22 protein-coding genes and 1 pseudogene are annotated in these 24,700 nt (G+C 39.9%); 7 read left to right on the top strand and 16 right to left on the bottom strand.

Annotated features, from left to right (window positions below; genetic code table 11):
• Window positions 1-88: 88 nt before the first annotated feature.
• Window positions 89-631 carry an NUDIX hydrolase gene (locus tag ORH16_RS02050; protein ID WP_265455776.1) on the top strand — a complete coding sequence of 181 codons (543 nt, stop codon included), beginning with the start codon at window positions 89-91 and terminating at the stop codon, window positions 629-631.
• A gap of 95 nt (window positions 632-726) precedes the next feature.
• A complete protein-coding gene (locus ORH16_RS02055; RefSeq protein WP_265455777.1) occupies window positions 727-1,932 on the top strand; it encodes an MFS transporter in 1,206 nt (401 codons plus the stop codon).
• 73 nt (window positions 1,933-2,005) lie between these two features.
• On the opposite strand, the pseudogene ORH16_RS02060 reads toward ORH16_RS02055, so the two are convergent.
• The 6 genes and pseudogenes from ORH16_RS02060 to ORH16_RS02085 form a co-directional block, all read right to left on the bottom strand.
• Window positions 2,006-2,666, bottom strand: a pseudogene (locus ORH16_RS02060) (3-oxoacid CoA-transferase subunit B).
• Window positions 2,667-3,350 carry a CoA transferase subunit A gene (locus ORH16_RS02065; RefSeq protein ID WP_265455779.1) on the bottom strand — a complete coding sequence of 228 codons (684 nt, stop codon included), beginning with the start codon at window positions 3,348-3,350 and terminating at the stop codon, window positions 2,667-2,669.
• A 9-nt stretch (window positions 3,351-3,359) separates the two neighbouring features.
• Window positions 3,360-4,538, bottom strand: a complete 1,179-nt coding sequence (locus ORH16_RS02070; protein ID WP_265455781.1) for an acetyl-CoA C-acetyltransferase — start codon at window positions 4,536-4,538, stop codon at window positions 3,360-3,362.
• 24 nt (window positions 4,539-4,562) lie between these two features.
• On the bottom strand, window positions 4,563-5,855 hold the full coding sequence (locus ORH16_RS02075; protein WP_265455783.1) for a CitMHS family transporter: 1,293 nt from the start codon (window positions 5,853-5,855) through the stop codon (window positions 4,563-4,565).
• A gap of 10 nt (window positions 5,856-5,865) precedes the next feature.
• Entirely contained in the window at window positions 5,866-6,165 is a 300-nt protein-coding gene (locus tag ORH16_RS02080) for a hypothetical protein (RefSeq protein ID WP_265455785.1), read from the bottom strand.
• 2 nt (window positions 6,166-6,167) lie between these two features.
• The gene (locus ORH16_RS02085; RefSeq protein ID WP_265455787.1) at window positions 6,168-7,523 is read right to left on the bottom strand and encodes an acyclic terpene utilization AtuA family protein; all 1,356 of its coding nucleotides are present in this window, start codon (window positions 7,521-7,523) and stop codon (window positions 6,168-6,170) included.
• A 223-nt stretch (window positions 7,524-7,746) separates the two neighbouring features.
• Here ORH16_RS02085 and ORH16_RS02090 point away from each other — a divergent pair, with 223 nt between their 5' ends.
• Both ORH16_RS02090 and ORH16_RS02095 read left to right on the top strand, forming a co-directional pair.
• Window positions 7,747-9,087: a sigma-54 interaction domain-containing protein gene (locus ORH16_RS02090; RefSeq protein ID WP_265455788.1), complete on the top strand. Its 1,341-nt coding sequence runs from the start codon at window positions 7,747-7,749 to the stop codon at window positions 9,085-9,087.
• A gap of 10 nt (window positions 9,088-9,097) precedes the next feature.
• Window positions 9,098-9,580 carry a DNA-deoxyinosine glycosylase gene (locus ORH16_RS02095; protein ID WP_265455790.1) on the top strand — a complete coding sequence of 161 codons (483 nt, stop codon included), beginning with the start codon at window positions 9,098-9,100 and terminating at the stop codon, window positions 9,578-9,580.
• Window positions 9,581-9,727: 147 nt separating this feature from the next.
• Here the strand turns inward: ORH16_RS02095 and ORH16_RS02100 are convergent, their stop codons facing one another.
• From ORH16_RS02100 to ORH16_RS02125, 6 genes are all read right to left on the bottom strand, one after another.
• A complete protein-coding gene (locus tag ORH16_RS02100; RefSeq protein WP_265455792.1) occupies window positions 9,728-10,414 on the bottom strand; it encodes an ABC transporter ATP-binding protein in 687 nt (228 codons plus the stop codon).
• On the bottom strand, window positions 10,411-11,670 hold the full coding sequence (locus ORH16_RS02105; protein ID WP_265455794.1) for a hypothetical protein: 1,260 nt from the start codon (window positions 11,668-11,670) through the stop codon (window positions 10,411-10,413). The genes ORH16_RS02100 and ORH16_RS02105 overlap by 4 nt, the downstream gene beginning before the upstream one ends.
• The gene (locus tag ORH16_RS02110) at window positions 11,667-12,731 is read right to left on the bottom strand and encodes a hypothetical protein (protein WP_265455796.1); all 1,065 of its coding nucleotides are present in this window, start codon (window positions 12,729-12,731) and stop codon (window positions 11,667-11,669) included. The genes ORH16_RS02105 and ORH16_RS02110 overlap by 4 nt, the downstream gene beginning before the upstream one ends.
• Before the next feature lie 31 nt (window positions 12,732-12,762).
• Window positions 12,763-13,419, bottom strand: coding sequence for a hypothetical protein (locus ORH16_RS02115; protein ID WP_265455798.1), 657 nt, complete (start codon window positions 13,417-13,419; stop codon window positions 12,763-12,765).
• 426 nt (window positions 13,420-13,845) lie between these two features.
• Complete coding sequence (locus ORH16_RS02120) at window positions 13,846-14,778, bottom strand: NPCBM/NEW2 domain-containing protein (protein ID WP_265455800.1); 933 nt, start codon at window positions 14,776-14,778, stop codon at window positions 13,846-13,848.
• A 402-nt stretch (window positions 14,779-15,180) separates the two neighbouring features.
• Window positions 15,181-16,356, bottom strand: a complete 1,176-nt coding sequence (locus ORH16_RS02125; protein ID WP_265455802.1) for an MFS transporter — start codon at window positions 16,354-16,356, stop codon at window positions 15,181-15,183.
• A gap of 517 nt (window positions 16,357-16,873) precedes the next feature.
• On the opposite strand from ORH16_RS02125, the gene ORH16_RS02130 reads away from it, so the two are divergent.
• From ORH16_RS02130 to ORH16_RS02140, 3 genes are read left to right on the top strand one after another with little or no spacing between them, the layout of a single operon-like run.
• A complete protein-coding gene (locus ORH16_RS02130) occupies window positions 16,874-18,748 on the top strand; it encodes a beta-glucoside-specific PTS transporter subunit IIABC (protein WP_265455804.1) in 1,875 nt (624 codons plus the stop codon).
• Window positions 18,749-18,759: 11 nt separating this feature from the next.
• Window positions 18,760-20,160 carry a glycoside hydrolase family 1 protein gene (locus ORH16_RS02135; RefSeq protein WP_265455806.1) on the top strand — a complete coding sequence of 467 codons (1,401 nt, stop codon included), beginning with the start codon at window positions 18,760-18,762 and terminating at the stop codon, window positions 20,158-20,160.
• A 16-nt stretch (window positions 20,161-20,176) separates the two neighbouring features.
• Window positions 20,177-21,028: a PRD domain-containing protein gene (locus ORH16_RS02140; protein WP_265455807.1), complete on the top strand. Its 852-nt coding sequence runs from the start codon at window positions 20,177-20,179 to the stop codon at window positions 21,026-21,028.
• A gap of 260 nt (window positions 21,029-21,288) precedes the next feature.
• Here the strand turns inward: ORH16_RS02140 and ORH16_RS02145 are convergent, their stop codons facing one another.
• From ORH16_RS02145 to ORH16_RS02160, 4 genes are all read right to left on the bottom strand, one after another.
• Complete coding sequence (locus ORH16_RS02145) at window positions 21,289-21,519, bottom strand: hypothetical protein (protein ID WP_265455809.1); 231 nt, start codon at window positions 21,517-21,519, stop codon at window positions 21,289-21,291.
• Between the two features lie 121 nt (window positions 21,520-21,640).
• On the bottom strand, window positions 21,641-22,399 hold the full coding sequence (locus tag ORH16_RS02150) for a hypothetical protein (RefSeq protein WP_265455811.1): 759 nt from the start codon (window positions 22,397-22,399) through the stop codon (window positions 21,641-21,643).
• A gap of 12 nt (window positions 22,400-22,411) precedes the next feature.
• Window positions 22,412-23,581, bottom strand: coding sequence for a DUF916 and DUF3324 domain-containing protein (locus ORH16_RS02155; RefSeq protein ID WP_265455813.1), 1,170 nt, complete (start codon window positions 23,579-23,581; stop codon window positions 22,412-22,414).
• Between the two features lie 305 nt (window positions 23,582-23,886).
• Window positions 23,887-24,693, bottom strand: a complete 807-nt coding sequence (locus ORH16_RS02160; protein ID WP_265455815.1) for a WxL domain-containing protein — start codon at window positions 24,691-24,693, stop codon at window positions 23,887-23,889.
• Window positions 24,694-24,700: the final 7 nt, after the last annotated feature.

Genomic DNA, 24,700 nt, shown 5'->3' on the forward strand with positions numbered 1-24,700 from the left:
AAAGTTCGGTTCTGCTTTAACTAATTACACAGCCTCTTCATTCTTTTTGCTATGATAAAGGAAAAAGTTCTCAAAAAGGAGTTTTATGATGTCACTCTTTCACCGGCAGCACCGCAAAATTATTTTAGAAAATCCTTGGTATACCCTTTATCTCGATGCTATCAGTCAGGAAAGAACCGGACAAAGGTTGAATTATTTTGTCATTGATATGCACAACGAATCTGTAGCGGGAATTATTTTAAATGCCCGCCAAGAAATTTTATTTGTGGCAGTGCCTCGTTATTTACTGGACACTCTTAGCTGGGAAATTCCCGCTGGCAGTCTTGAAGCGGATGAAACTCCCGAAAGGGCATTGGCGAGGGAATGTCTAGAAGAAACCGGCTATCAAGTGACAATTACTGAAAAATTGTACGAGTATTATCCAAGTAACAGCATCACCAATCAAAAATTTGCTATTTATTTAGGCTATTTGCAAGAAGAACTACCACAAAAAGCCTTTGATCAAAATGAAGTGCAGCAGGTCGAATGGCTGACTACTACCAAAGTCAAAGAATTAATTAAACAAAATACAATTACTGACGGGCTGACTCTGACAGCCTTATTACTCTATTTGCAACATTTGACTGAATAAATCTGCATTTTTTGTGCAACATGCAATTGAGTTTTTCTTGTGACTCCCTTAAAATAACTTTATTAACAAAATTTATAAAGTTATTGGAGGCTGCTATGAAAAATTATCAAAAAACGCTCTATGCTTGTTTCACCGGCTATATTGTTCAGGCTATTTTAAATAATTTTATTCCCTTGTTGTTTTTGACCTTCCGCAGTCAATACGGAATTTCTCTGACACAAATTTCATTGCTGATTTCAGGTAATTTTTTATTGCAGTTGGCGGTGGACTTTGCAGCAATCTTTTTTGTAGATCGGATTGGTTATCGGGTTTCAATTGTCTTAGCCCATTTGTTTGCTTTCATCGGACTAGGAAGCTTGGCCATTTTACCCAACCTGTTGCCAGATCCATTTATTGGCTTATTATTATCCGTTTTAATTTATGCGATTGGCGGCGGTCTATTGGAAGTCTTGGTCAGCCCAATAGTTGAAGCCTGTCCGACTGACAATAAGGAAAAAGCTATGAGTCTACTCCACTCCTTTTATTGCTGGGGTTATGTTGCCGTGGTTTTAGTCTCGACAATCTTTTTTGCGATTTTCGGCATTGCTAACTGGCCGATTTTAGCAGTGCTCTGGGCCTTGATTCCCTTAGCCAATATGTTTATTTTTACCAAAGTACCGCTAGCTCCAGTTGTGCCTGAGGGCGAAGTCAGCTTAAGCAACCGGCAGCTGTTTGGTTTGAAAAGTTTTTGGCTCTTTTTAGTGATGATGGTAGCCGCCGGAGCCAGCGAGCAATCCATCAGTCAGTGGGCCTCGACTTTTGCCGAGCAGGCCTTAGGTGTCTCCAAAGCGCTGGGAGATTTGGCTGGCCCAATGCTTTTTGCAATTATGATGGGGCTTTCCCGTTTACTTTATGGAAAATACGGTGAAAAACTCCAATTAAATAAATTTATGCAGGCGAGCGGCTTTCTCTGTCTAGCAGCCTACTTACTCGTTGGACTAAGCGGCAATCCATTATTTGGTTTTATCGGCTGCGCTTTAAGCGGCTTTTCAGTTGGCATTTTATGGCCGGGAACCTTCAGTCTTTCTTCAAAATATATTCGTAACGGCGGAACAGCGATGTTTGCTTATCTGGCTTTAGCGGGAGATTTAGGCTGCTCAATTGGACCGGCGCTTGTGGGAACCGTTGCTCAAAATTCTGGTAATTCATTACAGATGGGGATTCTCAGCGGCAGCATTTTCCCAATTATGCTAGTTGCCTGTGTCTTTTTAGTTGGTGTGATGAATCGTCGGCGGGCTGGTGTTGTGTTGAAAAAAGTTTAAAATTTTCTACAAAAAAAAGATTTACCTCACGCTGCCGAAAACATCTCAGGCAAGGCTGGGTAAATCTTTTTCTTTAGCTGATAGCTGTCAGCTTATTTTTTAAAGCTACCGTAAAATGGGCTGCTGTTTTTTCTTGAATTTCCTCTAAAACTGGAATTGTCATTGATTTCTGTTAAAGTCAGTTCGCCGTTGATAAATTCAAACACCGCTAATTCGGTGACAATCATATTGACACAATTCATTCCCGTTAAAGGTAAAGTACAATCAGTTAAAATTTTGACTTTTCCCTTTGCGGTATGTTCCATGGCTACGATGACTTTTTTGGCACCAGAAACTAAATCCATGGCCCCGCCCATACCCGGCACCATTTTCCCAGGAATAATCCAATTGGCAAGATTGGCCTTTTCATCCACTTGTAATGCACCTAAGACGGTAAAATCAACGTGACCGCCACGGATTAAGGCGAATGATGTGGCGGAGTCAACAAAGGCTGCTGATGAAGAAACCTGTGCCGGTTGACCACCAGCGTCGGTGACATAGGCTGGATCAAAATCGCCAGCATTGCCGGCACCGACAATGCCGTTTTCCGTTTGAATCGTCACGTCGACGCCTTCAGGTAAAAAACTAGGAATCATTGTCGGCAGTCCAATACCTAAATTCACCAGAGCACCATCGATAAATTCTTCTGCCACTCGTTTGGCGATAATTTGTTTTGTTGTCAATTGCTTTTCCATTTAGCTCACCTTCTTTGCTGTGACAAAATCTACTAGAACTCCCGGCGTCACGATATTTTCCGGCTCAATCGCAGACACGAGATGATCTGCTTCGACGATTACTGTTTCAGCCGCTAATGCCATCAACGGGCCAAAGGTTCTTGTCGTTCCTCGATACCAGACATTGCCGCTTTCATCTACTTGAAAGCCGCTGATTAAAGCGATATCCGCTTTTAATGGTCGTTGAATTAAATATTGTTTGCCATCTATTTCCGTTTTGCCGATGGTATAACTTTGGTCTTCGACAATCGTGCCAACTCCAGTCGGCGTGATAATCCCACCAAGACCGGCACCGCCTGCGCGAATCATTTCGGCTAGAGAGCCTTGTGGAATTAAAATAACTTCTAGCTCACCGGCATTCATCTGTTGTGCCACTTCAGGATTCAAACCAACGTGAGACGCAATCAAAGTTTTGACTTGATGATTGTGAATTAATTTCGCAATGCCGTAAAAATCTTCTCCTTGAGGGCCAACGGGCATTGAGGCATCATTGGCAATCACGGTTAAATCTTTAACGCCACTAGCTGCCAACGCTTCAATAATTTTATGGGGATTACCACACCCCATAAAACCGTTAATCATCAGTGTGGCACCGCTAGGAATTTTTGCTACGACTTCTGCAATCGAAATTTGTTTATTCTTCATTCGTTTCACCTAAACCTTTTCTACAATCAGCGCCGTCCCCATGCCGCCACCAATACATAAAGTGGCCAAACCTTTTTTTGCCTCAGGTCGTTTTTGCATTTCATGCACGAGAGTCACAACAATTCTTGCGCCTGACGCACCGATTGGATGACCAATGGCAATTGCGCCACCGTTAACATTGGTGATTTCCGGATTGATTTTTAATTCCTGTAAATCCGCTAATGCTTGCGCTGCGAAAGCTTCATTGGCTTCAACTAAATCCAAATCCGCCACCGTCAGGCCAGCTTTTTTCAAAGCATTTCTAGTGGCTGGTACTGGACCCATGCCCATAATCGAAGGATCGACTCCCCCCTGCCCCCAGCTGATAATTTTTGCCAACGGTTTAAGTCCGTGGGCTTCGACGGCTTCTTTTGAAGCAATGATTAAAGCTGCTGCCCCGTCATTAATGCCCGAAGCGTTGCCGGCGGTCACCTTGCCATCTTTTTTAAAGGCTGGCTTTAGGCTGGCTAATTTTTCGGCTGTTGTTTTGCGGGGGTGTTCATCGGTATCGACGACAATTGTTTCCCGTCGATTTTTAACAGTTATCGGGACAATTTCATCTTTGAAACGGCCAGCTTCAATCGCCGCAAAAGCTTTATTTTGCGAATTAAGGGCAAAATCATCCATTGCCTTTCTGGAAAGTTGCCATTGTTCGGCAATATTTTCAGCGGTGATACCCATATGATAATCATTGAAGGCATCCCAGAGACCATCATGAATCATCGTATCGACAAGCTCCGTATTGCCCATTCGAGCACCGAAGCGGGCCGTTTCTGAAACATAGGGAGCATTGCTCATGCTCTCTGCGCCACCGGCGACAACAATCTGATTGTCGCCAGCTAAGATTGAACGCAGGCCTTCGATAATTGTTTTCATACCGGAACCGCAGACCATATTGATTGTGGTCGCTGGTACTTCTACCGGCAGGCCGGCTTTGATGGCAATTTGCCGTGCGACATTTTGGCCTTGTCCTGCTTGTAAAGTTGCGCCGAAAAAGACTTCGTCAACAGCGTCAACTGGCACCTGACTTTTTTCTAAAACTTTTTTAAGAACTGCCGTCCCTAAATCAACGGTTTTTAAACTACTTAACGCACCGCCGAAAGATCCAATGGGACTGCGTAAAGCTTCTACAATATAAACTTCAGTCATCTAAATTTCTCCTTTAAGTACCAACTAAATGGCACCAGTGATAAGCCCTGATACTAAGATAATAATCGAGACCAGATAAGCCCACGGAATGGTTTTCCGCTGATGTTCCCCAAGGTCGATACCAACTAAACCAATCAATAAGAAAGTTGCAGGTGTTAATGGACTAATTGGGAAACCAGTCGTCATTTGACCGACAATTGCCGCATGACCAACGCTTAACGGATCAACACCAACTTGAGCGGCGGTTGATGCCAAAACTGGTAAAATTCCGAAATAAAAGGAATCTGGATCAAAGAGTAAACTCATCGGCATCGCTAAAATTCCGACAACTAACGGCAGAGAACCGGCCATTGAAGCAGGAACGATTGAAACTAAACCATCTGCCATCGCTGTAATCATGCCACTATTGGTCATGATACCAGTAAAGGAACCAGCCGCAAATAAAACGCTGGCCATCGTCAAAGCTTCATTGCCATGGGCTTTAATTCGTTGATTTTGTTCAGCAGGTGTGCGGTAGTTCACTAATAAAGCTAAACAGAAGGCAATCATAAAGACAGCTGCTGGTGGTAACACGCCGGAAATAATGGTAGCAATCGCAACAATAATCAAAATCAAGTTTGGGATAAACATTTTAGGCCGAGCAAATTCACTAGCCGTAGAAAATTCGGTGTGATCGAATTCAATTTCTTCAAAGCCGCCTTCTGCAATTAGGCGGCGTTTTTCCCGCAGGCCTAAATAGCCAGAAATTACAATGGCCGCAACCATCCCGATACACACTGGGATAAACATCGTGCCGTAAAAACTCATCGGCGAGTCAGCTTCCAAAGCGCTCGCTGCCCGGATGACCGGTCCACTCCAAGGTAAAATATTCGCACCGGCTGCAATTGCGACGATTGTCGCTAATGTTGAGCGACGCATGTTTAATTTTTCAAAAATTGGTAAGAAGGCTGGTACTACAACTAAGAAAGTCACGGCACCTGAGCCATCCAAGTGAATAAACATAGCTAAAATGGCCATACCGACTGCAATTTTGACGGGATCTTTTCCCACCACCTTTAAAATTCCCCGAATAATTGGGTCAAAGGTACCCGCATCATTTAAAACACCAAAGAATAAGACCGCAAAGATAAACATAACACCGGTGCCGGATATAGATTGAATCCCATCCAGCATAAACTCGCCGAGTTGCGGGCCGAAGCCCGCAAACAGCGCTGTTAGAACCGGTACGATAATTAAAGCCATAACTGGAATCATTTTTTTGCTCATGATTAACAGTAATAAGACGACAATTGTAATTATTCCCCAAATTGCTAACATAAGGAACCTCCTAAATATCCATTTCTAATAAAGCACTGCTGAGGGCTTTACCGTGGGTATCAACTGCCAGTGAACGGGTAACCCCGCCTCCCAAAGTATTGTCCAACACAAAATTCAAAGCGTTTAATTGCGGTAACTCATAACGATCGACTTTAGTTGTGCCAAATTCACTAAACCATTCCATAACTTTTTCACTCGTCACCACGGCTTTAATCACTTCATAATTTTTTTCTTCATAGGCTATCAAAGAAATTGTTGAAATGTTTCCCTTGTCACCAGTTCTTGAATGTGCAATATTATATAATTTCATTTTTATACTTCCTCCCAAACTAATTCTAAACTTGGTAAATCTTCCGGAACTAAGACAGAGGCCACTGAGACAATTGAGGTTACTTTGCCACGGGCGCCACCGCCAGCACTTGGTCCGTTAGTATATAGTGCTTCAACTTCTTGACCAACTTTAGCGGCCAATGCTTTGTCGTGGGTTCTAGCAGCAATTCGCAAGCGAATTTCAGAAAAGCTCGGGTCACTACCTAAGAATTTATTGCCTAATTTGTCTTTGTAAAGACTATCGACGCCAATGTAATCAATCCGCAATTCTTCATAGTGATAGCCTAATAATTCAAAGCGTTTTTCGATAATTTCCGCTGCCAATTGGGCCCGTTTTAAGGCGTTATGACCGCCGTATGAAATCTCTCCTTCACCGATAAAGCCATCGGTATAACCAACGCTAACTTTTAAGCTGCCAGTACGAGCTTTACCCGTTGCCCCAGCAACTGCAACTCGATCTGTAGCAATTTCCGTCAGCGTAACTTTAGAGAAATCAGCGACTACATCTGGTGTTTGGTAATTCGTTGGGTCTTGAATTTCATATAATAATTGTTCTGTGACCGTATCAACGGTCACTTCGCCGCCTTTATCGGACAGCTTTGTAATTACGATATCGCCGTTTTCGCTCACTTCGGCAATTGGGAACCCTAAATTCCACAAATCCGCAACATCTTTGTATCCAGGGTCAGCAAAGTAACCGCCAGTCACTTGACCAGCACATTCTAGTAAATGGCCGACGACCGTGCCTTTACCGAGAAAATCAAAATCATTAAATTCATGACCAAATTCATGCATCATTGGGCCAATCACCAAAGCAGGGTCAGCAACCCGACCAGTGATAATAATATCCGCACCGCCTGCTAAAGCCTCCGTAATTTTTTCACCGCCGATATAGGCATTTGCCGATAAAATGTTTTCTGCTAATTCAGCCAATGGGCGACCAGTTTCCATCACCGGTTCATTTTTGAATTCAGACAATTTTTCAACAATGTCATCGCCGATTAATGCGGCGATTTTCAAGCCGCCGACTCCATGCTTCTCTGCCAGCTCTTTAACTTTTCTAGCGGCAAAAATCGGATTTGCTGCCCCCATGTTGGTGATGATTTTAACTGGATGTTCTTTTAGTAGAGGTAAGATTTTTTCAAAGCGGTATTCCAATAATGGATTGTAGCCCTTTGTTTCGTCGGCCAATTTTTCTTTTTGCGCTAATGCAATGGTCCGTTCAGCCAAACATTCAAAGATAATGTAATCTAAGTTGCCCTCCTTGATTAAATCCAAGGCCGGTTCAATCCGATCGCCACCATAGCCTGCTCCTGAGCCAATTCTAATTGTTTTCATTTAGTTACTTCCTTTCAAGTTTTCTACACTTCACTATTAAGCAAGTAGCGTGCCAACTTTTTTTGAATAGAAATCAGGTTTTAACGAAAAGAATTTTTTATAATTTCTAAAAAATTAGAACGAAATGGAAGCGATTACCTTGAAATCCTTTTCAAACCAAGTATAGTAGGTGTTTGAGTAGAAAATTCTAAAATTCTAGAATTTTAGGAAAGGTGGTTCCCAAATGAAAGTCTCACCAGAAACCCAATTAATTTTAAATGCGATTTATTCGCCTTTGTTGATGATTGACCCTGAAGGTACGATAACCTTTGCCAACCAAGGCTATCAAAAAATGACCGATTTAATTCCCGCTGAAATTATCGGCAAAAAATTAAAAGATGTCCGCCCTGATTCTCGTTTAACCGAAGTTTTAGATTTAAAGCATCCCCTGCTGACGATTCGTAGAGAAATTAAAGGCAAAGAATTTTTCACCAATCTCGTGCCGATTATCGAAAATAATCAGGTCATTGGGGCGATTTCCAGCTCAATTGAATCGACTGATTTAAAAATGTATAAAGAACGGCTGCAAAAATCAGAAGTCACCATTAAACAATTAAAAAATAAAGTCTATGCCACCCGCTACACCTTTGACAGTATTCAAGGGCATTCTTCCGCCCTCTTAGCTACTATTCAACTGGCCAAAAAAATTGCCAAAAGAGATTCCACCGTCTTGATTCAAGGAGAGAGCGGCACCGGAAAAGAACTGTTCGCCCAATCAATTCACAATAGCAGTGAGCGGCAAAATGCGCCTTTTATTCCTATTAACTGTGCCTCATTGAACACTGAAATGCTGGAGAGCGAACTGTTCGGCTACACTAGCGGGTCTTTTACTGGTGCAAAAAAAGAAGGCAAGAACGGTGTCTTTGTCGAAGCGGAAGGGGGCACGGTTTTTCTCGACGAAATTGGTGAGATGGATTTATCTGTTCAGACTAAATTGCTGCGGTTTTTTCAAGAACGGCGGATTCGTCCTCTTGGTAGCAGCAAGGAGATTCCTATCAACGTTCGAATTATTTGTGCCTCCAATCGAGACTTAGACGGGTTAGTAAAAAGTAAAAAATTCAAACATGACCTCTTCTTCCGTTTGGCAACTTTTACTTTAAATATTCCTGCTCTTAGAGAACGCAAGGAAGATATCATCCCGCTGGCCGAATTTTTCTTAGAACGACAAGGCTCTGCTATCATGATGGACAGCGCCTTTGAAGGCTTTCTGAAAGCCTATGAATGGCCTGGTAATATCCGTGAGCTGCAAAATGTGATTGAATATTGCAGCGTCATGACCACCAATGATAAGCTGACTACTGATTTGCTGCCAAAATATCTCGCCAATTATCAGCATACTGTCACGCCAACTACCGAATTGGCCGAAGAAGACATTATTCCTTTAAAGCAATATGTTAAGCAGAAGGAAAATGACTACATCGCAGAGCTTTTCAAACGCAACGGCACTGATATTGAAGGCAAGAAAAAAACCGCCAAGCAATTAGGCATCTCGCTGGCGACTTTGTACAATAAATTAGGCATGTAAGGAGTTTAATATGGAACAAGGTCTAGCACCGATTTATAATCAACAAACAGAAATACTAATTCTCGGCAGTGCCCCCAGCCAAATTTCGTTAAAAAAAAAGCAGTATTACGGTAATAACGGCAATCAATTTTGGAAAATTCTCTTTGAATACTTTGACATACCTTTATCGACCGACTACAATCTACGGGTAGAGGAACTTTTGAAGCATCACTTGGGCCTGTGGGATGTCTATGCCAGCTTTAATCGAGCTGGCAGTTTGGACAGCTCCTTTAAAGAAACTCAGCTCAATGACTTTCAAAAATTGCGGAAAGCAACTCCGCATTTGCGTCTTATTGTTGCCAATGGTCAAAAAGCCTACAACGAAATTTTAGCCCATGATTTATTTCCTGATTTGCCAGTGGTGAGTTGTCACTCTACTAGTGGGGCCAATAATGGGAATGCGGTGGCGCGAAAAGCGCAGTGGTTTGAGGTGTTGAGGAGAAAGTTTGCGTGAGCATGGCTTGGCAGAATTTAACACTTAACCTATCTCATAACTTCACCGAATATTTCACAGGTGAAAAGCAAACTTTGTTGATTAAAAAAATAAGCAAAAGATATATGCCAAGCAGTCATTCAAAAAAAGAGTAATTGGATTCGTCAATTACTCTTTTTCAAAGTGTCTATTCTCGTTGATTTTCCCGTCTTTAATCCCCACAATTCGGTCACATTGCTGGGCGATGGCTTGGTCGTGGGTCACTAAAATAACCGTTTTGCCCTTTTGATGCTCTTGCTTCAATAAATCGATGACCCGTTGTGAATTGCTGGAATCTAAATTGCCAGTGGGCTCATCTGCCAAAATTAAATTGGCATCGTTGATTAAAGCTCTAGCAAAGGCCACTCGTTGCTGTTGACCTCTAGACAACTGGCGGGGATATTTTTTCAATTGTTCGCTGATATTAAGCTGTTCCGCAATTTCAGCTAGATGATTGATTTTAGCTGCTCGTTCACCTCTCGGCAGATACTTAGCCGGCAATAAAATATTTTCTTTGACAGTATAATCTTCAATCAGTCCGAAGGTTTGCAGGACAAAACCAATTTCCTGATTCCGAAGCTTAGCTTGTTCCTTGGCTGAAAGCTGTGCGGTCTCTTGTTGATTAAATTGGTAGCTGCCCGCTTCAAAATTGTCCAATAAACCAAGAATCCGCAGCAGCGTTGTCTTACCGCTGCCAGACTCCCCAACAATCGCAAGCATCTCGCCTTTTGAGCAAGTAAAGTTGGCAATCTCCAACGCTATAAAATCAGTCTCACCACTTCGATAAACTTTTTGAATCCCATTTAAAGTAATCATTGTTCTCTCCTAAAAAATCTGCCATTCTTGAAAAGTTTGCTGCTTAACGTCGCAATAGTGACCACTGAAAAGCCGCAGAAATAAAATAGTCCCCCAGCAATCTGCGCTTGCCTGCTCCAAATTTCTTGAAGATAAAAGCTGTTGAAAAGGAACATCAGCGCCCAAGCCATCACAAATAATAGCAAGTATTCAAAAATTAAAAACAGAAAAATTTCTAACTTGGTAGAACCGATTGAAAAATAAATTTCATAGACTGACTGTCTTTTTTTGAAGGTGAAACTAATGATTACCCCCAGCTGAATAAAGGAAAACACTAATAATAGACCTAGCAGGTACAATTTATTCTGATATTGATATTGATAACTTTGGATTGTACTATTATAGATGTTCCGATCATTTTGAAATTCTAAAAGCTGATACCCATTAGCTTGGCCGATTTCCCGAATTTCTTCAGCGAGGGTCAGATAGGATAATGCTTGGTCTTCTTCTGGAGACACTAAAAAGAAAAAGCCGGTGGTTTGCACATCCATTGACGAGCTTTCCCCGTGAAGCGCAGCGGTTGTCTGGGGTAAAATTAACATGCTATCGAGTGAAATACTATTTGTGCTACCCTGCCAATAATTCAGCATTTCAAAATCTTTTGAAATAAACCCTCTGATTTGATAGTGACTCTTCACCGTTTCTAATAAATTTTCAGCTGATGCACCAACAACTTCCTCTAAGGTGATTTCATCACCAATTTCATGGGAATTCTGATAAGAACTCCCTAGCAAAATCCCTTGAGTTTCTCCAGAAAAATCACTTTCTAAAAAAAATTCTCCTTCTACAATTGGTAGCCCAACCTTCGCTAAAAGAGCTCGGTTCATGATTGCGAGATTAGGATGAATTAACTTCTCGCCAGTTTCAGCTACAGATGTCGGTTGTCCTTCAGCTGGAATTAATCCTTCTGACTCAGCTGCTAGCTTTCCTGGATTTCCCAAGTAATAAAAGGCTTCTGTTGAAAAAAGCTCTTCTGCACGACTGATAATTTGCGTAATATTTTTACTGGGGATTGCTTCATAGGAGTTTTCAAATAAACGAAAAGAAGAATTTTGTCCAATACTCTCATTTAAGGCTTCTGTATTATTTCGATACTCAAAAAAGGCTTGAAAAAATTGCACTGAGCAAAGGGAAACAATGCCAATCATCAGTACCAACAACAGCTTTATAAAAAATTGAGAGGTGATTTCAGTCACGAGATAATTTAGTTTTCTCATTCCTCTACCCCCGTTAAAATGTCAACCACACTCACTTTTCTGACATAAACAGCGGAAAAGATAAAGAGCAGGCTAAGCAATAAAGCATATACAGCAAAAACTTGAAGCAGCCCTTGAAAAATAGCATTCCAAGAAACGCTAAAATAACTGCTGAAGGCCATTCGCCCGACACAGATTATCAGACTGGCAAAAACAAAAGCTGTTGTAATCAGCAGGAAAAATTTTTTAAAGGTATCACCAACCAGTTGCAAAGTGTTGGCACCAACCATTTTGCGAATGCCCAGCTCAAACTGCCATGATTCAAAGCGCTGATAAAAATGAATTCCCAAAGACAACAAGACCACTAAAAACAATTGCAGAAAAATACCATAATACTGTTGCATAATTTCATTAAAGATATTGTTGCCAAAACTGAGGGAAAATTCTAAAATCTTCCCCATGTAGGTCTCTTCATTCTCAGCATAGGATAGTAGCTTACTAATCTTTGTCGTTGCCTCTTGAGAAGAATCGCTCAGCAATTCCGCGTCCACAATATTTGCTGAAATCCATGGCACCGCTAGTGCCGAATCAGCCTTCAGCAGAATGTCACTGTCAAAGGGCGAATCAGCCAAAATCCCCTGAATAGCAAATTGCTTTCCGTAAATTTCTACAGACCGACTGCTTTTCTCAGAAGGGCTTAGAGTCGCCAAAACATTTTTACCAATTAATACCGTATCTTCAGCAGCCTTGGTTGAGGAAAAACTTCCCTCCAACATCTCCATCTGTTTTGGAAACCGTTCAGGAAAATAAATTTTAACTCCTGATGCATTGTTGTAGGCGGGTAGTGAAAATAAGAAAAAATCCGTAGCCGCCGTCTCGTTTACTACCTGATCGGAAAAGCTTTCACTGTCAATCGTCAGATTAAGGACATCCAGACTAACCCCTTTTTTACTATAATAATCTTGATAAGAAGTAAAAAATCGCACCTGATTATTTACCAAAGCACAAATATACATAAAAATGGCAAAGGTAATTACCATAATCAGCCAGACGAAACTATTTTTCTTCAACCGTGTCATCATCTTATCCCGCCCCAACTAAAAGTATCAGAATTTAAGCAAATGTTTCATCATTAATAGAGACTGTTAAATCTACTTCCATTTCTGCGTTTGGATGTTCATCTAATGGCATCTTAAACACAATTAAGCCTTTTGTAGAATTCGTTTCAGCATCATAGACTGGTTTTTCAGTATATTCCTCCCACAATTCCAACTCCTGATTATTAAAAAGAGCCGTCGCTTTATAAGCCATTTCGGCTGCTTCAACATCTCCAGGAATCACCAAATAGACGGGAATTGGATTCCATCCTTCATTTTCGCCATAGAAACTGAAGGGTAGATCTGTGTCAGCAGAATAAGTATACGTCGTAATCCCGTCAGCATCTGTGACCCCTGCTGATTCCGGCTGGCTATTGGAGTCTGGTAAATACATAAAACTTTCAAAGATTTCACCAGCTTGAATAAATCGTAACTCCTTGTCTTCTCCTTGCAGAGTCCCTTCATAAGCACTTTTACCTTTTAAACTCACCTTGAGAGTATTCGTAACAAATTCATCATAAGTCATTTTAGGGCTGTTTACCTGAGTACTAATGATTTCATCAATCGGATAGGTTTTAACCTCAACTTCTGGTGTAGAATCTCTTAAAAAGAATACCGCAGCTGACAAAACAAAAATCAGACCAACAACACCAACGATTATTTTTCTTTTCATGATACCCCTCCAATTAAATAATTAAGTTCAGACTGTGACATGGCAATGGCGAGAGTGCGAACAAACTTTCACCAAAATGCGGCGAAAACTCAGCAATAAATACTTCTTTGCCTTAATAAAATTATGTTGAAACTGTTTTTCTATCTTATATAAATAGTTTAGCAAAGGTCGTAAAAACTCACAATGGGAATAATAAGTAATATTTTTTTAGTTTTTTGGAGAAATTCGACAGGAAATATATTGTGAACTAACTTATTGTTCATCATTTGGGTCGTTCTAGCGAATATCCATTTATTCAAATGTACAAAAAAACAACTAGTATGAGTTTTTGATGGATAATGACTCAGATTAGTTGTCTTTTGGTTCTGTGGTTTTTATTTCTAATAAAATAACCATTTATCACTCATAGATAGAAGAATTTGATTTCTACTTATTAAAAATAACGTTATAAAAACCAAATTCAGAAGAGCTTTTAGTTAGCCCAATTTTCAATGTCTTAGCTCCTGTTACATCAAATTGAAAATGTTGAGAAGTAATTTGAGCCTGAACGGTCTCTTTGTCTTTCGGTGTACCATCTAGATAAATTTGAAGTGTTGCATCTTTTATTTGGTAACCTGTCGAACTATCTAATTTACCTACATCAAACTCTATTGATGAGTATTTACCATCCAATCTTATAAGCACATAAGCTTCACTGTAATTTGAATTCTCAATAACAAATCCGTTAGCTAATTCTTCTCCCCCTACCTTATATTCAGTTGTAGAATATGAATCATTGTCCACACCTAAATTCACATAACTTTCACCACTATAAAGAATGGAATAATCATCTATTAATGCTTCTTTAGTAACTTGCTGACCAGTTCCTCCAATGTAGAGAATATTGTCCAGTTCATCATAAGTTACATCAGTATCTAATGAAGAGCTAAGCAAATTTTGATTTACATATACTGTATCGTTTATTAATGCAATTGATGCTTGACTACTGTTTTGTAAGTCATTCTCAACTAAGTCTGCTTTTTTAAGATCCGCGTAATTCTGTTCATTTAAATCACTTATCTTAGCTTTTAGCGTTTCTATCTCTTCCGTATTTTTTACAATTAAGTCATCCTTATTACCGATTTCTTCTTTTAAAGCGTTATTTTCATCAATTTTTGCCTCAACTTCTGGAAAAAATATTTTAGTTCCTTCCTCAGGTACAATCATCGGAACTATCAATGCTGCTAGAGGAACTAGCTGCGCTGCAATTAATGCAACAATTTCTTTTTTACTTTTTTGCTTGTCTTCAATTTTACTATAAACGTAAACTGACAATATCAAACTAACAACCACAACTCCAATCAAAACATACTTTGCCATACTTTACCTCCTTAACTTTAGATAGAATAAAGAAATTTACAATATTAATTATACCAAGATGAATAATTATTTCAAAACTATTTTTCAGCTATTTTAACTTTAAAATGTTTTTCAAATAAAAATAAACAATTATAACTTTAGAGATATCTTCTACTTCAGAATACTTCTTTGAATGAGAACCAATTAATCAGCGATCTCAGTTTTTGCAACAGCTTAAAAAAATATCGAAATAATTTCTAACAATTTTGCAGTCAAATTGTATTAGTCTTTCTTTAACTTTGAATTATTACTAAATTGTAAGCAAACTTTTTAAACTTTAAATGTCAAAAAAATCATTCAACAATCAGCAAAAACTACTGTTGAATGATTTCGTATTCTTCTCTCAAATCAACTCAAAATTTCTCAATAACTCTCCCAGCCCAACTTCTCGCCAACCTTTCCATACACATAAAATGAACTGCCCGCCAGTAAGGCCATAAATCCTAAAAAGAAATAAGCAGTTGTCATGGAAAAGGAATCATTTAACGTACCCGCAATGATGGGAAACAAGGTCATGCCAATGGCGTAAATGGCTTGGAAAAATCCCATTGCCGTTGATTTCTTTTCAGCTGGAACCTCCATCATGGCCTCGGAAGTCAAGAGTGAGAATAAAATACCGGTAGCCATACCTGGAATCAACTGTAAAACATAAATCAAGCCAACCGAGGGGCTTAAAGGAACGGCAACGCAATAAACCGCTAACAAAATGAAACTGAGAATAATCCAATTTTTCTTTGGTAATCTGTTGATGAAATCAGTCGATGCTAAGCGGGCAAAAAAGACGGCGGCAACCATGTAAATTATTGAAGATATTCCCACTAGAAGACTTGAACCACTCAATGTTTGAATAATCTGATTGGTAAAAGACATTGTCGTTGACATCTGAATCCCTTGTTGGATAAGTGCCAATAAAGAAAACAATAACAAACGGCGATTTTTGCCAATCTGCAATAATTCCCTTAATTTGATAGCCGAAGGTTGACTTTTTTGATTGATAATAAAAAGTGAAAAGCCAAAACCGATGAGACCGGCTAGTAAACTAAAGAGACAGATGATTTGCATCCCCAACATGTTAAATAACAATGTGCTGGTAATGAAACCTAACAACATGCCTAGATTATTCGCCATAATGATTTTACTTGTTGCACTCGTTTGCTGCAGCTTAGAAAAATAACTCAGATATAAAACCATAAATGAAATCCAAGTAGCGCTGGCAAATCCAGATAAAATATTTGCCACTAAAAAACCGACACCGTCTGGACTAATTATTCGGATTAGTGATGCAAATCCCGCCAATAAAACACCTATCGTGATGAAGAACTTATGATTGCCCCGCAAATCAGCCATAACTCCGACGGGTAAACGTAATAATAATTGCGAAATTCCGTAAGCGCCAACAATCATACCGACAAAATTTGTCGACACATTGATAGCTGCTAAGTATGGGGTTTGATAAGGAATATAAACATACTGGGCAAACCAGAATAAAATAACTATCAACAAAATTAATTTGGGCTGTTTTTGACTTGTGATTTTCACAACAAATTCCTCCTCAATAAACTAGTGACTATCTTAACGGTCAGAAAAAGAATTTGCAAATCTTTTTTTAGGGAAAAATTCACGAAAAAATTTTTTCGGAAAAATCTTGACTATTTTTTGTAAGCGTGTTAATTTTGAATCAAATAAAACAAGATGCAGTTTGACATGTTACTGGTAAAGCAGGCAAGATCGAATGTACCTGAATGATATCCATGGGCGACCAATGGTGTTATTTAAGTATGTTTGATCTTTTTTTGTTAGCTGACATCATTTCCGCTGGCCAACGGAGCAAACCTGATTTTATTTTTTTAGAAAAATGTTGTTTTGCTTTTATTTAACAAAAGCGCTTACTATTTTGCAGCAACAGAAGTTGTAGCAATCTTTGAGAAGGCTTACCAATTTCAGCAAATGCTATACTCGAAAGCATCTCAGCAATGTTTTACTTATTCAAGCAGTCTAAAAAGAAAACAGTTCATGTTTTTACAAATAGTGTCTCTGAAAACAAGGAGGAACCCAAATGAACTACAAAGAAACAGCTCAAACAATTTTACAGCAAGTTGGCGGCAAGGAAAATGTCAGCGGCCTGACCCATTGTTTTACCCGTTTACGGTTTAATTTGAAGGATAAATCAATTCCTGATAAGGAACAGATTTCCAATATCGAAGGTGTTATCTCAGTTGTCGAAAGCAGCGGTCAATATCAAGTGGTCTTAGGCAATAAAGTCGAAAAAGTCTATCAGGAATTAGAACCTCTTTTAGGTGATTTAGACCAGATGCCGGCGACGGAAGAAAAAGTCGGTTTCGGCACCCGCATTTTAAATGCGGTGGCGGCGATTTTTACACCGACTGTCCCAGCGATTGCCGCTTCAGGGATGTTAAAAGGGATTTTATCGGTAGCGGTGATTATTGCCAATAATTTTTATCAGACGGATATCACGACTTTTTCAACCTATACGATTTTAAATGCGACGTCTGATGCCCTCTTTTATTTTATGCCAGTTATCTTAGGCTACTCGGCTTCAAAAGTCTTCAAGTGTAACGAATACATTGCCATGATTGTCGGAGCAACTCTTTGTTATCCAGCGATTGTTGCGCTAATGACTGGCGATGCGGCCGTCACATTATTCGGCTTGCCCGTGACACAAGCAAGCTACACTTCTTCAGTGATTCCGATTATTATTGCAGTATTTATTTTGTCCTATGTCCAACGCTTTTTGGATCGCATTATTCCTGAAGTTTTAAAAATTATCATGGTGCCGACCTTCTCACTATTAGTTATGATTCCAGCCACGCTGTTGATGTTTGGACCGATTGGCATTTACATCGGTGAATTTATCAACTTTATCTACTATTATATTATGGGACTTAGCCCGATTTTATTAGGCGCCTTTATCGGTGGTATCTGGTGTGTCTTGGTTATCTTTGGTGCTCACCGGGCGATTATTCCAATCGGGATTAATGATGTGGCCCAAACTGGTCGCCAAAATCTTTTGGCTTTTGCTGGTGCTGCGAACTTCTCACAAGCTGGTGCAGCCTTAGGAGTTTTTTTGAAAACAAAAAATAAAGGCTTGAAAACTGTCGCAGCCTCTGCAACAGTCACCGCCCTCTTTGGAATTACCGAGCCAGCGATTTATGGAGCCAACCTGCGTTTGAAAAAACCAATGATTTACGCAGTAATCAGCGGGGCTTTAGGTGGAGCTTTGATGGGCTGGGGTGGTTCATATGGAACAGCCTTTGCTAATCAAGGAATTTTAACCATTCCGGTTTATGCAGATGCGGGAACGAAAGCTTTTGTTTGTTACCTACTAGGCTCAGCAATTGCCTTTTTCGGTGCTTGTGCTTTAACAGTTATTTTAGGCTTTAAAGATTTACCAGAAGACGAAAAGAAAAAAGCGGCAACCGTAACAGAAGCAACTTCAGAGTATACTATTTCAGATACAGATTTAAAAACCTTGTCACCTGTTAAAGGGATGACAATTCCTTTAACTGAAGTTAAAGATGAAGTCTTTGCCTCTGGTGCAATGGGTCAAGGAATTGCCGTCTATCCAGAAATCGGTGAAGTTTTAGCTCCGATGGATTGCGAAGTCTCAGTCCTTTATCCAAGTTTGCACGCTATTGGGTTGAAATTAGATAATGGTATTGAAATGTTGATTCATGTTGGCATTGACACCGTTGAGCTTAACGGGCAATTTTTTGAAGGCTTTGTTAAAGCGGGTGACCACATTTCCAAAGGAACTAAAATTGTCAGCTTTGATCTTGATAAAATCAAAGCGGCCGGCTATGATCCGACAACTTCTATTATTGTCACCAATACAGCGCAGTATCAAGCAGTTGGCTCAAGCCAGCAGGCAACCATTGATTTTGATGAAGACTTATTATTTATTCGAGAATAGGAGATTTTAAGATGAAACGTTTTGCAGATAATTTTTTATGGGGTGCCTCGTCCTCCGCTTTTCAAATTGAAGGCGGCTGGGACGCTGATGGCAAAGGGATGAGCGTTGCCGACTATAATTCTTTCCAACGCTCTGCTGTTCAAGCAGATAGTAAAGTAGCCAGTGATTTTTATCATCACTATCAAGAAGATATTAAGTTAATGAAAGAAATGGGTTTGAAGACTTACCGTTTTTCCCTTTCATGGGCCCGCATTATTCCTGATGGTGATGGTGAAGTCAACCAAGCAGGGATTGACTTTTATAATCAGGTGATTGATGCTTTATTAGCAGCAGATATTTTGCCTTTCATTACCCTGTATCATTTTGATTTACCCTTTGCATTAGTTGAAAAATACAATGGCTGGGAAGATCGTCGCTGTGTGGAAGCTTTTCAACGTTACGCTCAGGTTTGTTATCAAGCTTTTGGTGACCGGGTGAAGGACTGGCAGGTCAATAATGAACAGAATTTAATGATTCGGGTCAACGAGCGGATGAACATGTATGATGTAGCCCCGGAAGACGCTGAAAGAGTTCGAGCGCAGATGGATTATCATATGTTTGTCGCCCACGCCTTAGCCACCAACGACTGTCACAAACTGGTGGAAAATGGTAAAATTGGACCAGCTGTTTCCTCAACAATGACCTATCCTAGTTCCAATCGACCTGAGGATGTCTGGGCTGCAAAAATGAACGATAATTTCAAAACCAATTACGGTTTAGAGATGTATTGCTTTGGGGACTATCCCGGATATTATAAAGAGTATCTAACTAAATGTGGTATCTATCCGAAAACACAACCAGAGGACGCCGCTATTTTAAAAGCGGCCAAACCGGATTTTATTGCCTTAAATTATTATCGGACGCTTGTTGCCAGCTATCTGCCTGTCGATGAACAGCATCCCTATGGCACAAAAGAAAAAGATATCGATTTTGATTTGTATGGTTTCTTTAAAGTGGAACGCAACGAACATTTGGCATCTTCAAAATACGGTGCCCAAATCGATCCGATGGGTCTGCGCCTAGTCTTAAATGAATATTATCGTCAATACCGTTTACCATTGATTATTACTGAAAATGGCTTAGGCACTCCTGACGTCTTAACAGAAGATGGAAAAATCCACGACGATTATCGCATTGACTATATTCGTGACCATATTGCTGCTTGTTATGATGCCATTCAAGATGGCGTTGAACTCTTTGGCTATTGTCCTTGGTCTGTTATGGATTTACTCAGTTCCCATCAAGGTTTCAAAAAACGGTACGGTTTCATTTTTGTCAATCGAGAAGACCATGATTTGAAGGACTTGGCTCGCATCAAAAAAGATAGCTTCTATTGGTATCAAGAGGTAATCAAACACAACGGCTTAGAATAAAAATGGAGAACACGCGATGCAAATACTGAAGGTTATGAATAATTCTTTAGTCCTCGCCCTCGATGAGACCGGTACTGAATGTGTCTTAATGGGTAAAGGCATTGGCTTTAAGCAGTCCATCGGCAATCCCGTTGACGATGAGAAGATAGAAAAAGTCTTCCTATTAAAAGATAAAAAAGTCCTGCTGAATTTTGTTCAGCTAGCCAGTGAATTAGATGACATTTATTTTCAGCTGGTGCAAAAGATTGTCGCTTATGCCCATGACACTTTTAGGATGGAAGTCATGGACTATCTCTACCTCTCCTTGTCTGATCACATTGCCTTTGTGGTCAGTCGCTTGGAAAACGGAAATATCGGCGAAAACTTTACTTATATCGAAGTAATCAATCATCATCGAGAAGAATATCTGATTGGTAAGTATGCCGTTCAATTAATCAATCAAGAATTGAACATTCAGCTTCCGGAAAGTGAAGCTACAGCCATCGGTCTTCATTTTGTCAATGCCAAGCTCAACTCATCGGCTTTCCAAAAAGAGCAGGAGGTTGCCGCCCTCGTAAAAAATATCGAACGGCTTGTCGCCCGCTCCTTAAATCTTGAGTTTGACAAAGATAGTTTTTCTTATTCCCGATTCTTAACTCATCTGACTTATTTTGCCGAACGAGTCTACGAAGAAAAACTTTTTGAAGATAAAGAATCCGAAGTCCTTTTTAAGTCTTTGCAGGAAAATATGCCTCAAGAAAGCGTCGCCATTCAAAATATTCAGCAGTTTATCTTAACCAAATATCACCAAGAGCTTTCCCAGCAAGAAAAAATCTATCTACTAGTTCATTTACACCGGCTTGTCAGTGAAGCCAATAGCCATACTTGAATAAATAAACAGTCTCAGCAGCATCTTTCAGACACATTAGCAAACTAGCCGAATAGTTTGCTGACCATCTTGAAAGAACTGCTGAGTTTTTTGTTTAATTAATATTGAAGATGCCTTCTCCCAATCCCCCGTTTGCTAAAACTTCGATAAACACAAAAAAAAAAACCACTCAAAAGCCTTAATCAGTAACCTGACCTGCTTTTAAGTGGCTGTTCAACCTTTTTATTTCCTTCATGCAACACCAAAACCGCTACATATGGTTAACCAAAAAATTCATCCATAAAATCATCGTATTCTTTTTGATCATATTTTTCGAATTTACCAGCTTCATGTAAAATCTTTTTGATTTCGTAAATCGCTTTGCGTTGTTCAGCCCAAGCTTTGATTCTGCTGTCAGTGTCTTCGAATTTTTCTAAAGTAACATCCAATTTGTCGATTGTATCGGCAATTTTTTCTAAAGCTTTTTCTTCTTTTGCATCATAATTTGTCATGATAAAGCCTCCTCAAATTGGTTATCCTACACAAAATAGTATAACGCTTCTGTGTAGATGTGTTAAATAATATGATTCTTTTATGATAAACAGACTATTTTAAAATGTTTTTTTCTACAATCTAAGTCTGACGTTCCAAAATAAAACTTGTTTGTGATAAAGCTTCACTGCGGACCCGCAAGTCCTGTGGAAACAGCTGATATTTGAAATCTTCTAAGGTGAAATAAAACATCCGCTCTAAATCGTTGGTAAAAGCTGAGGCAAGGGCTTCATCTGTGTATTGCAGCTTCAAGGTCTCATCATCTTCTGCGACAACCGTATATAAATTTTCCTGTTCCTTAACAGTTGTCAGCTCATCTTCTGAAAGTCCTTCTTTGTCCACGTCTAGATAGACCGAAACATTTTCTAAACGATAACGATTCGTTCCAGTTGCCTTCAAATCACCTTCAAAAACCATATTGATATAATCGGTATTTTGAACATTTTTGATGGTAAAGCTAGTTTGCTCCTCTTTAACATCTAGCTGATAAGTCGGATTATCAGATGCAGTCCACGTTCCCATGATTTTGTTATGAAAGGGATAAAAACGATAGATGCCAAACGCCAAGAGCAATAGCATCACGGCAATCGCCCCATAAATCAAGCGATAGACTTTTTTTGAAACAGTCGGTAGCTTAGCCAAGTTCTCATCAGAGATAAGTTCTTCATCTTCTGATATTTCTTCGACTACTTCTGTATCTAGCGGGCTGTCATTTTCAGCTGTTGTTTCATCAGACTTTGTAGAATCGATTGCAGCTGTCTTTTCCTCTTGCAAAAGTTCTGCTTGTTTTTGCTGGTCTTTTGCTAATTCTTCTAATGATTTGTTTTCGTCATTTTTCATTTGTCAGCCCTCCTAGACATCATTTCTTGGGGGGCGTTTTTTTGAGGAATTCGGCTTTTTCTGCGGTCCTTTTTTCCCCTGTATTTGTTGACGTTTTTTGCGTTCCCGCAGCTTGCGTCTCCGCAACGCTTCTTCCCGGCGACGACGATCTTTACGTTTTTTCAAGTAAACTAATAAAACAATCAAAAGAATTACTAAGCCTAAGATGGACAATCCGATAATAATGTACAATAGCGTATTGTCTTCATCCAAATCAATCGCTGATTCATTTAATTTTTTAGCTTCATCTGCTGTAATTTCAAAGGTCTGATCCCATTCCCAGTGCTGGCCGGTTGCTTCTGAATCGGCCGTCATCCGCAAGCGGTAAGTTCCCGCTTGGAAACGTTGGCCTTCCCAGCTTATCACGTAATCAAAATGTGAATTAGGTGCAAAGCGATATCCAGTAACATTGGCTTCATGTAACACTTCATCACTGCCATCACGGTAAACCTGCGCAGAATAAGTAATGTCTTCTAAAACATTGGCTTGATTATTTTGCAAAGTCACCAAAACTGCATTTCTCCCAGAAGTCTGGCCGGCTGCTACATTGAGTAAATCCAATTCTGCCGGTACCTCAGTATCTGTTTCTTGTAATTTCAAGCCAACAGTATAAGCAATTTGATTTTTTATGGAGACACCCGAACCTGAATCAGCCGTTTCGCTTTCTTCATCTTCTGGCAAAGAGACCCGCACTGCGCCTAAAATCATACCATCAAAAGACTCTTCCGGCATTTTGACTGACAATTGGGTTGAGACCGTGCTGTTAGCAGGCACGGTAACCGTCTCAGGTACCGTTACCAAATCGCTCATTCCGATCTGCAAAGTATTGTCCCGTTCATATTCCTCTCCCCGCAAGGAGTAATCAATCGAACCGGTCGAATTAGTCGTAGCATTGGTAATCGTCAAAGAAACCGTCTGCTCCTGATCTGAGCTATTGGTTAATTGCAGCTCTAAATCCTGCTGCTGTCCTGGTGTCATCCGCAAATCATAATAGGTGACATCTGATGCTTGATTTTCCGGCAGAATTGCTTTTACTGAAACTTGTAAGTTATCAGATGCTGCTTGGGCTAATTGCGGCCAGCTGACAAAAAGCAGCACCAAAAAGAAAATTCCTGCAAAGGCCTTAAAAATTTTGCTGTTCATGTAGAATGCTCCTTAAGTTAATCACTAGTATGTACAAAGAGATTGCACTTGAGTCAGATGAGACTGTGTCATTTGTTTTTTTACAGATAATATTTCAGTTCTGTTTTAACTAATAACTCAGCCTCATTTTTTCTGTCAAAGGAAAAAATGCTTTTCAGCTCAAGAAAATTTAGTTACTTATCTGATGGAAAGCACTGACTCATAGCGGCAATCCCATTTCGCAGATTTTTAAAAATAAGTGAGAGAGACTGTTTATTCCATTGCTAGATTAAAATCTCAGCGGAAAACTTATCTTCTATCTGTTTTTATAAAGTATCGTCTAAACTCCAAGTCAGCGTTGAGCTGTAATTGCCGGCAATCATTTCATTTGAAGGCACGAACAATTGAACTTGGTCATTTGTTGTCGCTGTAGTATCAGTCGCAGCTGCATAGGCGTTATTGAATACTAATGAAGAAACAGAACCGTTTGACGTATTGCCAGTAGAAGTTGTGGTCTTCATTAATTCATAAGAGCTGCCTGGTGTTAATTCTACGTAGTCACCAGAAATAGCCAAAGCTGACAATAGACTGCCGTTAGTTGCAGTTGTATTGTATTGTTGGTTATTTGTTGTTGTGAAGCCAGATAGACGAATCCGTGTGTTTGTCAAAGATGTGGTCGGTGAAGTTGGATCATCTGCAAAAGTTGTCGCAGATAAGTTCACTTTAAAGTTACTGCTTGCGTTACCAGTCATATCTTGAACTTGCACAAATTGATAAATATTTCCGCCGGTACCAACAGAAGTGTCATCGTAAGTATAAGCGTGAATTTTTGAATCAATTACTTGGTCATAGGCTGTTGCAGCAACTGTGCCAAAATCAAAATTTGGCACCCAGTTAAAGCGTAAAGTCGCTGTAGTGGAACCATTTTTACCGTAAGTTGCGTCCATCCCGATTTTATCATTGTAGGTTCCTGGTTTAATAAAGCCCTCAAAAGTTGGGTCAGTACCGGCAGTGATGGTCACTTTACCGTCTGTTGTTTGGCTATCAGCTGAAGCAGCCAAAGCGCTTGGTGCAAAAGCGACAACGCCCAGTACACCTAAAGTTAAGCCTGTCATAATTTTATTTGCTTTCATTTTTTCA

Source organism: Enterococcus sp. HY326 (assembly GCF_026157065.1).
Taxonomy (GTDB): Bacteria; Bacillota; Bacilli; order Lactobacillales; family Enterococcaceae; genus HY326.

Bases quoted from the DNA above. Each gene is read 5' to 3' on its own strand.
- ORH16_RS02050 (WP_265455776.1), top strand. From the start codon at position 89: ATGTCACTCTTTCACCGGCAGCACCGCAAAATTATTTTAGAAAATCCT.
- ORH16_RS02055 (WP_265455777.1), top strand. From the start codon at position 727: ATGAAAAATTATCAAAAAACGCTCTATGCTTGTTTCACCGGCTATATT.
- ORH16_RS02065 (WP_265455779.1), bottom strand. From the start codon at position 3,350: ATGAAGAATAAACAAATTTCGATTGCAGAAGTCGTAGCAAAAATTCCT.
- ORH16_RS02070 (WP_265455781.1), bottom strand. From the start codon at position 4,538: ATGACTGAAGTTTATATTGTAGAAGCTTTACGCAGTCCCATTGGATCT.
- ORH16_RS02075 (WP_265455783.1), bottom strand. From the start codon at position 5,855: ATGTTAGCAATTTGGGGAATAATTACAATTGTCGTCTTATTACTGTTA.
- ORH16_RS02080 (WP_265455785.1), bottom strand. From the start codon at position 6,165: ATGAAATTATATAATATTGCACATTCAAGAACTGGTGACAAGGGAAAC.
- ORH16_RS02085 (WP_265455787.1), bottom strand. From the start codon at position 7,523: ATGAAAACAATTAGAATTGGCTCAGGAGCAGGCTATGGTGGCGATCGG.
- ORH16_RS02090 (WP_265455788.1), top strand. From the start codon at position 7,747: ATGAAAGTCTCACCAGAAACCCAATTAATTTTAAATGCGATTTATTCG.
- ORH16_RS02095 (WP_265455790.1), top strand. From the start codon at position 9,098: ATGGAACAAGGTCTAGCACCGATTTATAATCAACAAACAGAAATACTA.
- ORH16_RS02100 (WP_265455792.1), bottom strand. From the start codon at position 10,414: ATGATTACTTTAAATGGGATTCAAAAAGTTTATCGAAGTGGTGAGACT.
- ORH16_RS02105 (WP_265455794.1), bottom strand. From the start codon at position 11,670: ATGAGAAAACTAAATTATCTCGTGACTGAAATCACCTCTCAATTTTTT.
- ORH16_RS02110 (WP_265455796.1), bottom strand. From the start codon at position 12,731: ATGATGACACGGTTGAAGAAAAATAGTTTCGTCTGGCTGATTATGGTA.
- ORH16_RS02115 (WP_265455798.1), bottom strand. From the start codon at position 13,419: ATGAAAAGAAAAATAATCGTTGGTGTTGTTGGTCTGATTTTTGTTTTG.
- ORH16_RS02120 (WP_265455800.1), bottom strand. From the start codon at position 14,778: ATGGCAAAGTATGTTTTGATTGGAGTTGTGGTTGTTAGTTTGATATTG.
- ORH16_RS02130 (WP_265455804.1), top strand. From the start codon at position 16,874: ATGAACTACAAAGAAACAGCTCAAACAATTTTACAGCAAGTTGGCGGC.
- ORH16_RS02135 (WP_265455806.1), top strand. From the start codon at position 18,760: ATGAAACGTTTTGCAGATAATTTTTTATGGGGTGCCTCGTCCTCCGCT.
- ORH16_RS02140 (WP_265455807.1), top strand. From the start codon at position 20,177: ATGCAAATACTGAAGGTTATGAATAATTCTTTAGTCCTCGCCCTCGAT.
- ORH16_RS02145 (WP_265455809.1), bottom strand. From the start codon at position 21,519: ATGACAAATTATGATGCAAAAGAAGAAAAAGCTTTAGAAAAAATTGCC.
- ORH16_RS02150 (WP_265455811.1), bottom strand. From the start codon at position 22,399: ATGAAAAATGACGAAAACAAATCATTAGAAGAATTAGCAAAAGACCAG.
- ORH16_RS02155 (WP_265455813.1), bottom strand. From the start codon at position 23,581: ATGAACAGCAAAATTTTTAAGGCCTTTGCAGGAATTTTCTTTTTGGTG.
- ORH16_RS02160 (WP_265455815.1), bottom strand. From the start codon at position 24,693: ATGAAAGCAAATAAAATTATGACAGGCTTAACTTTAGGTGTACTGGGC.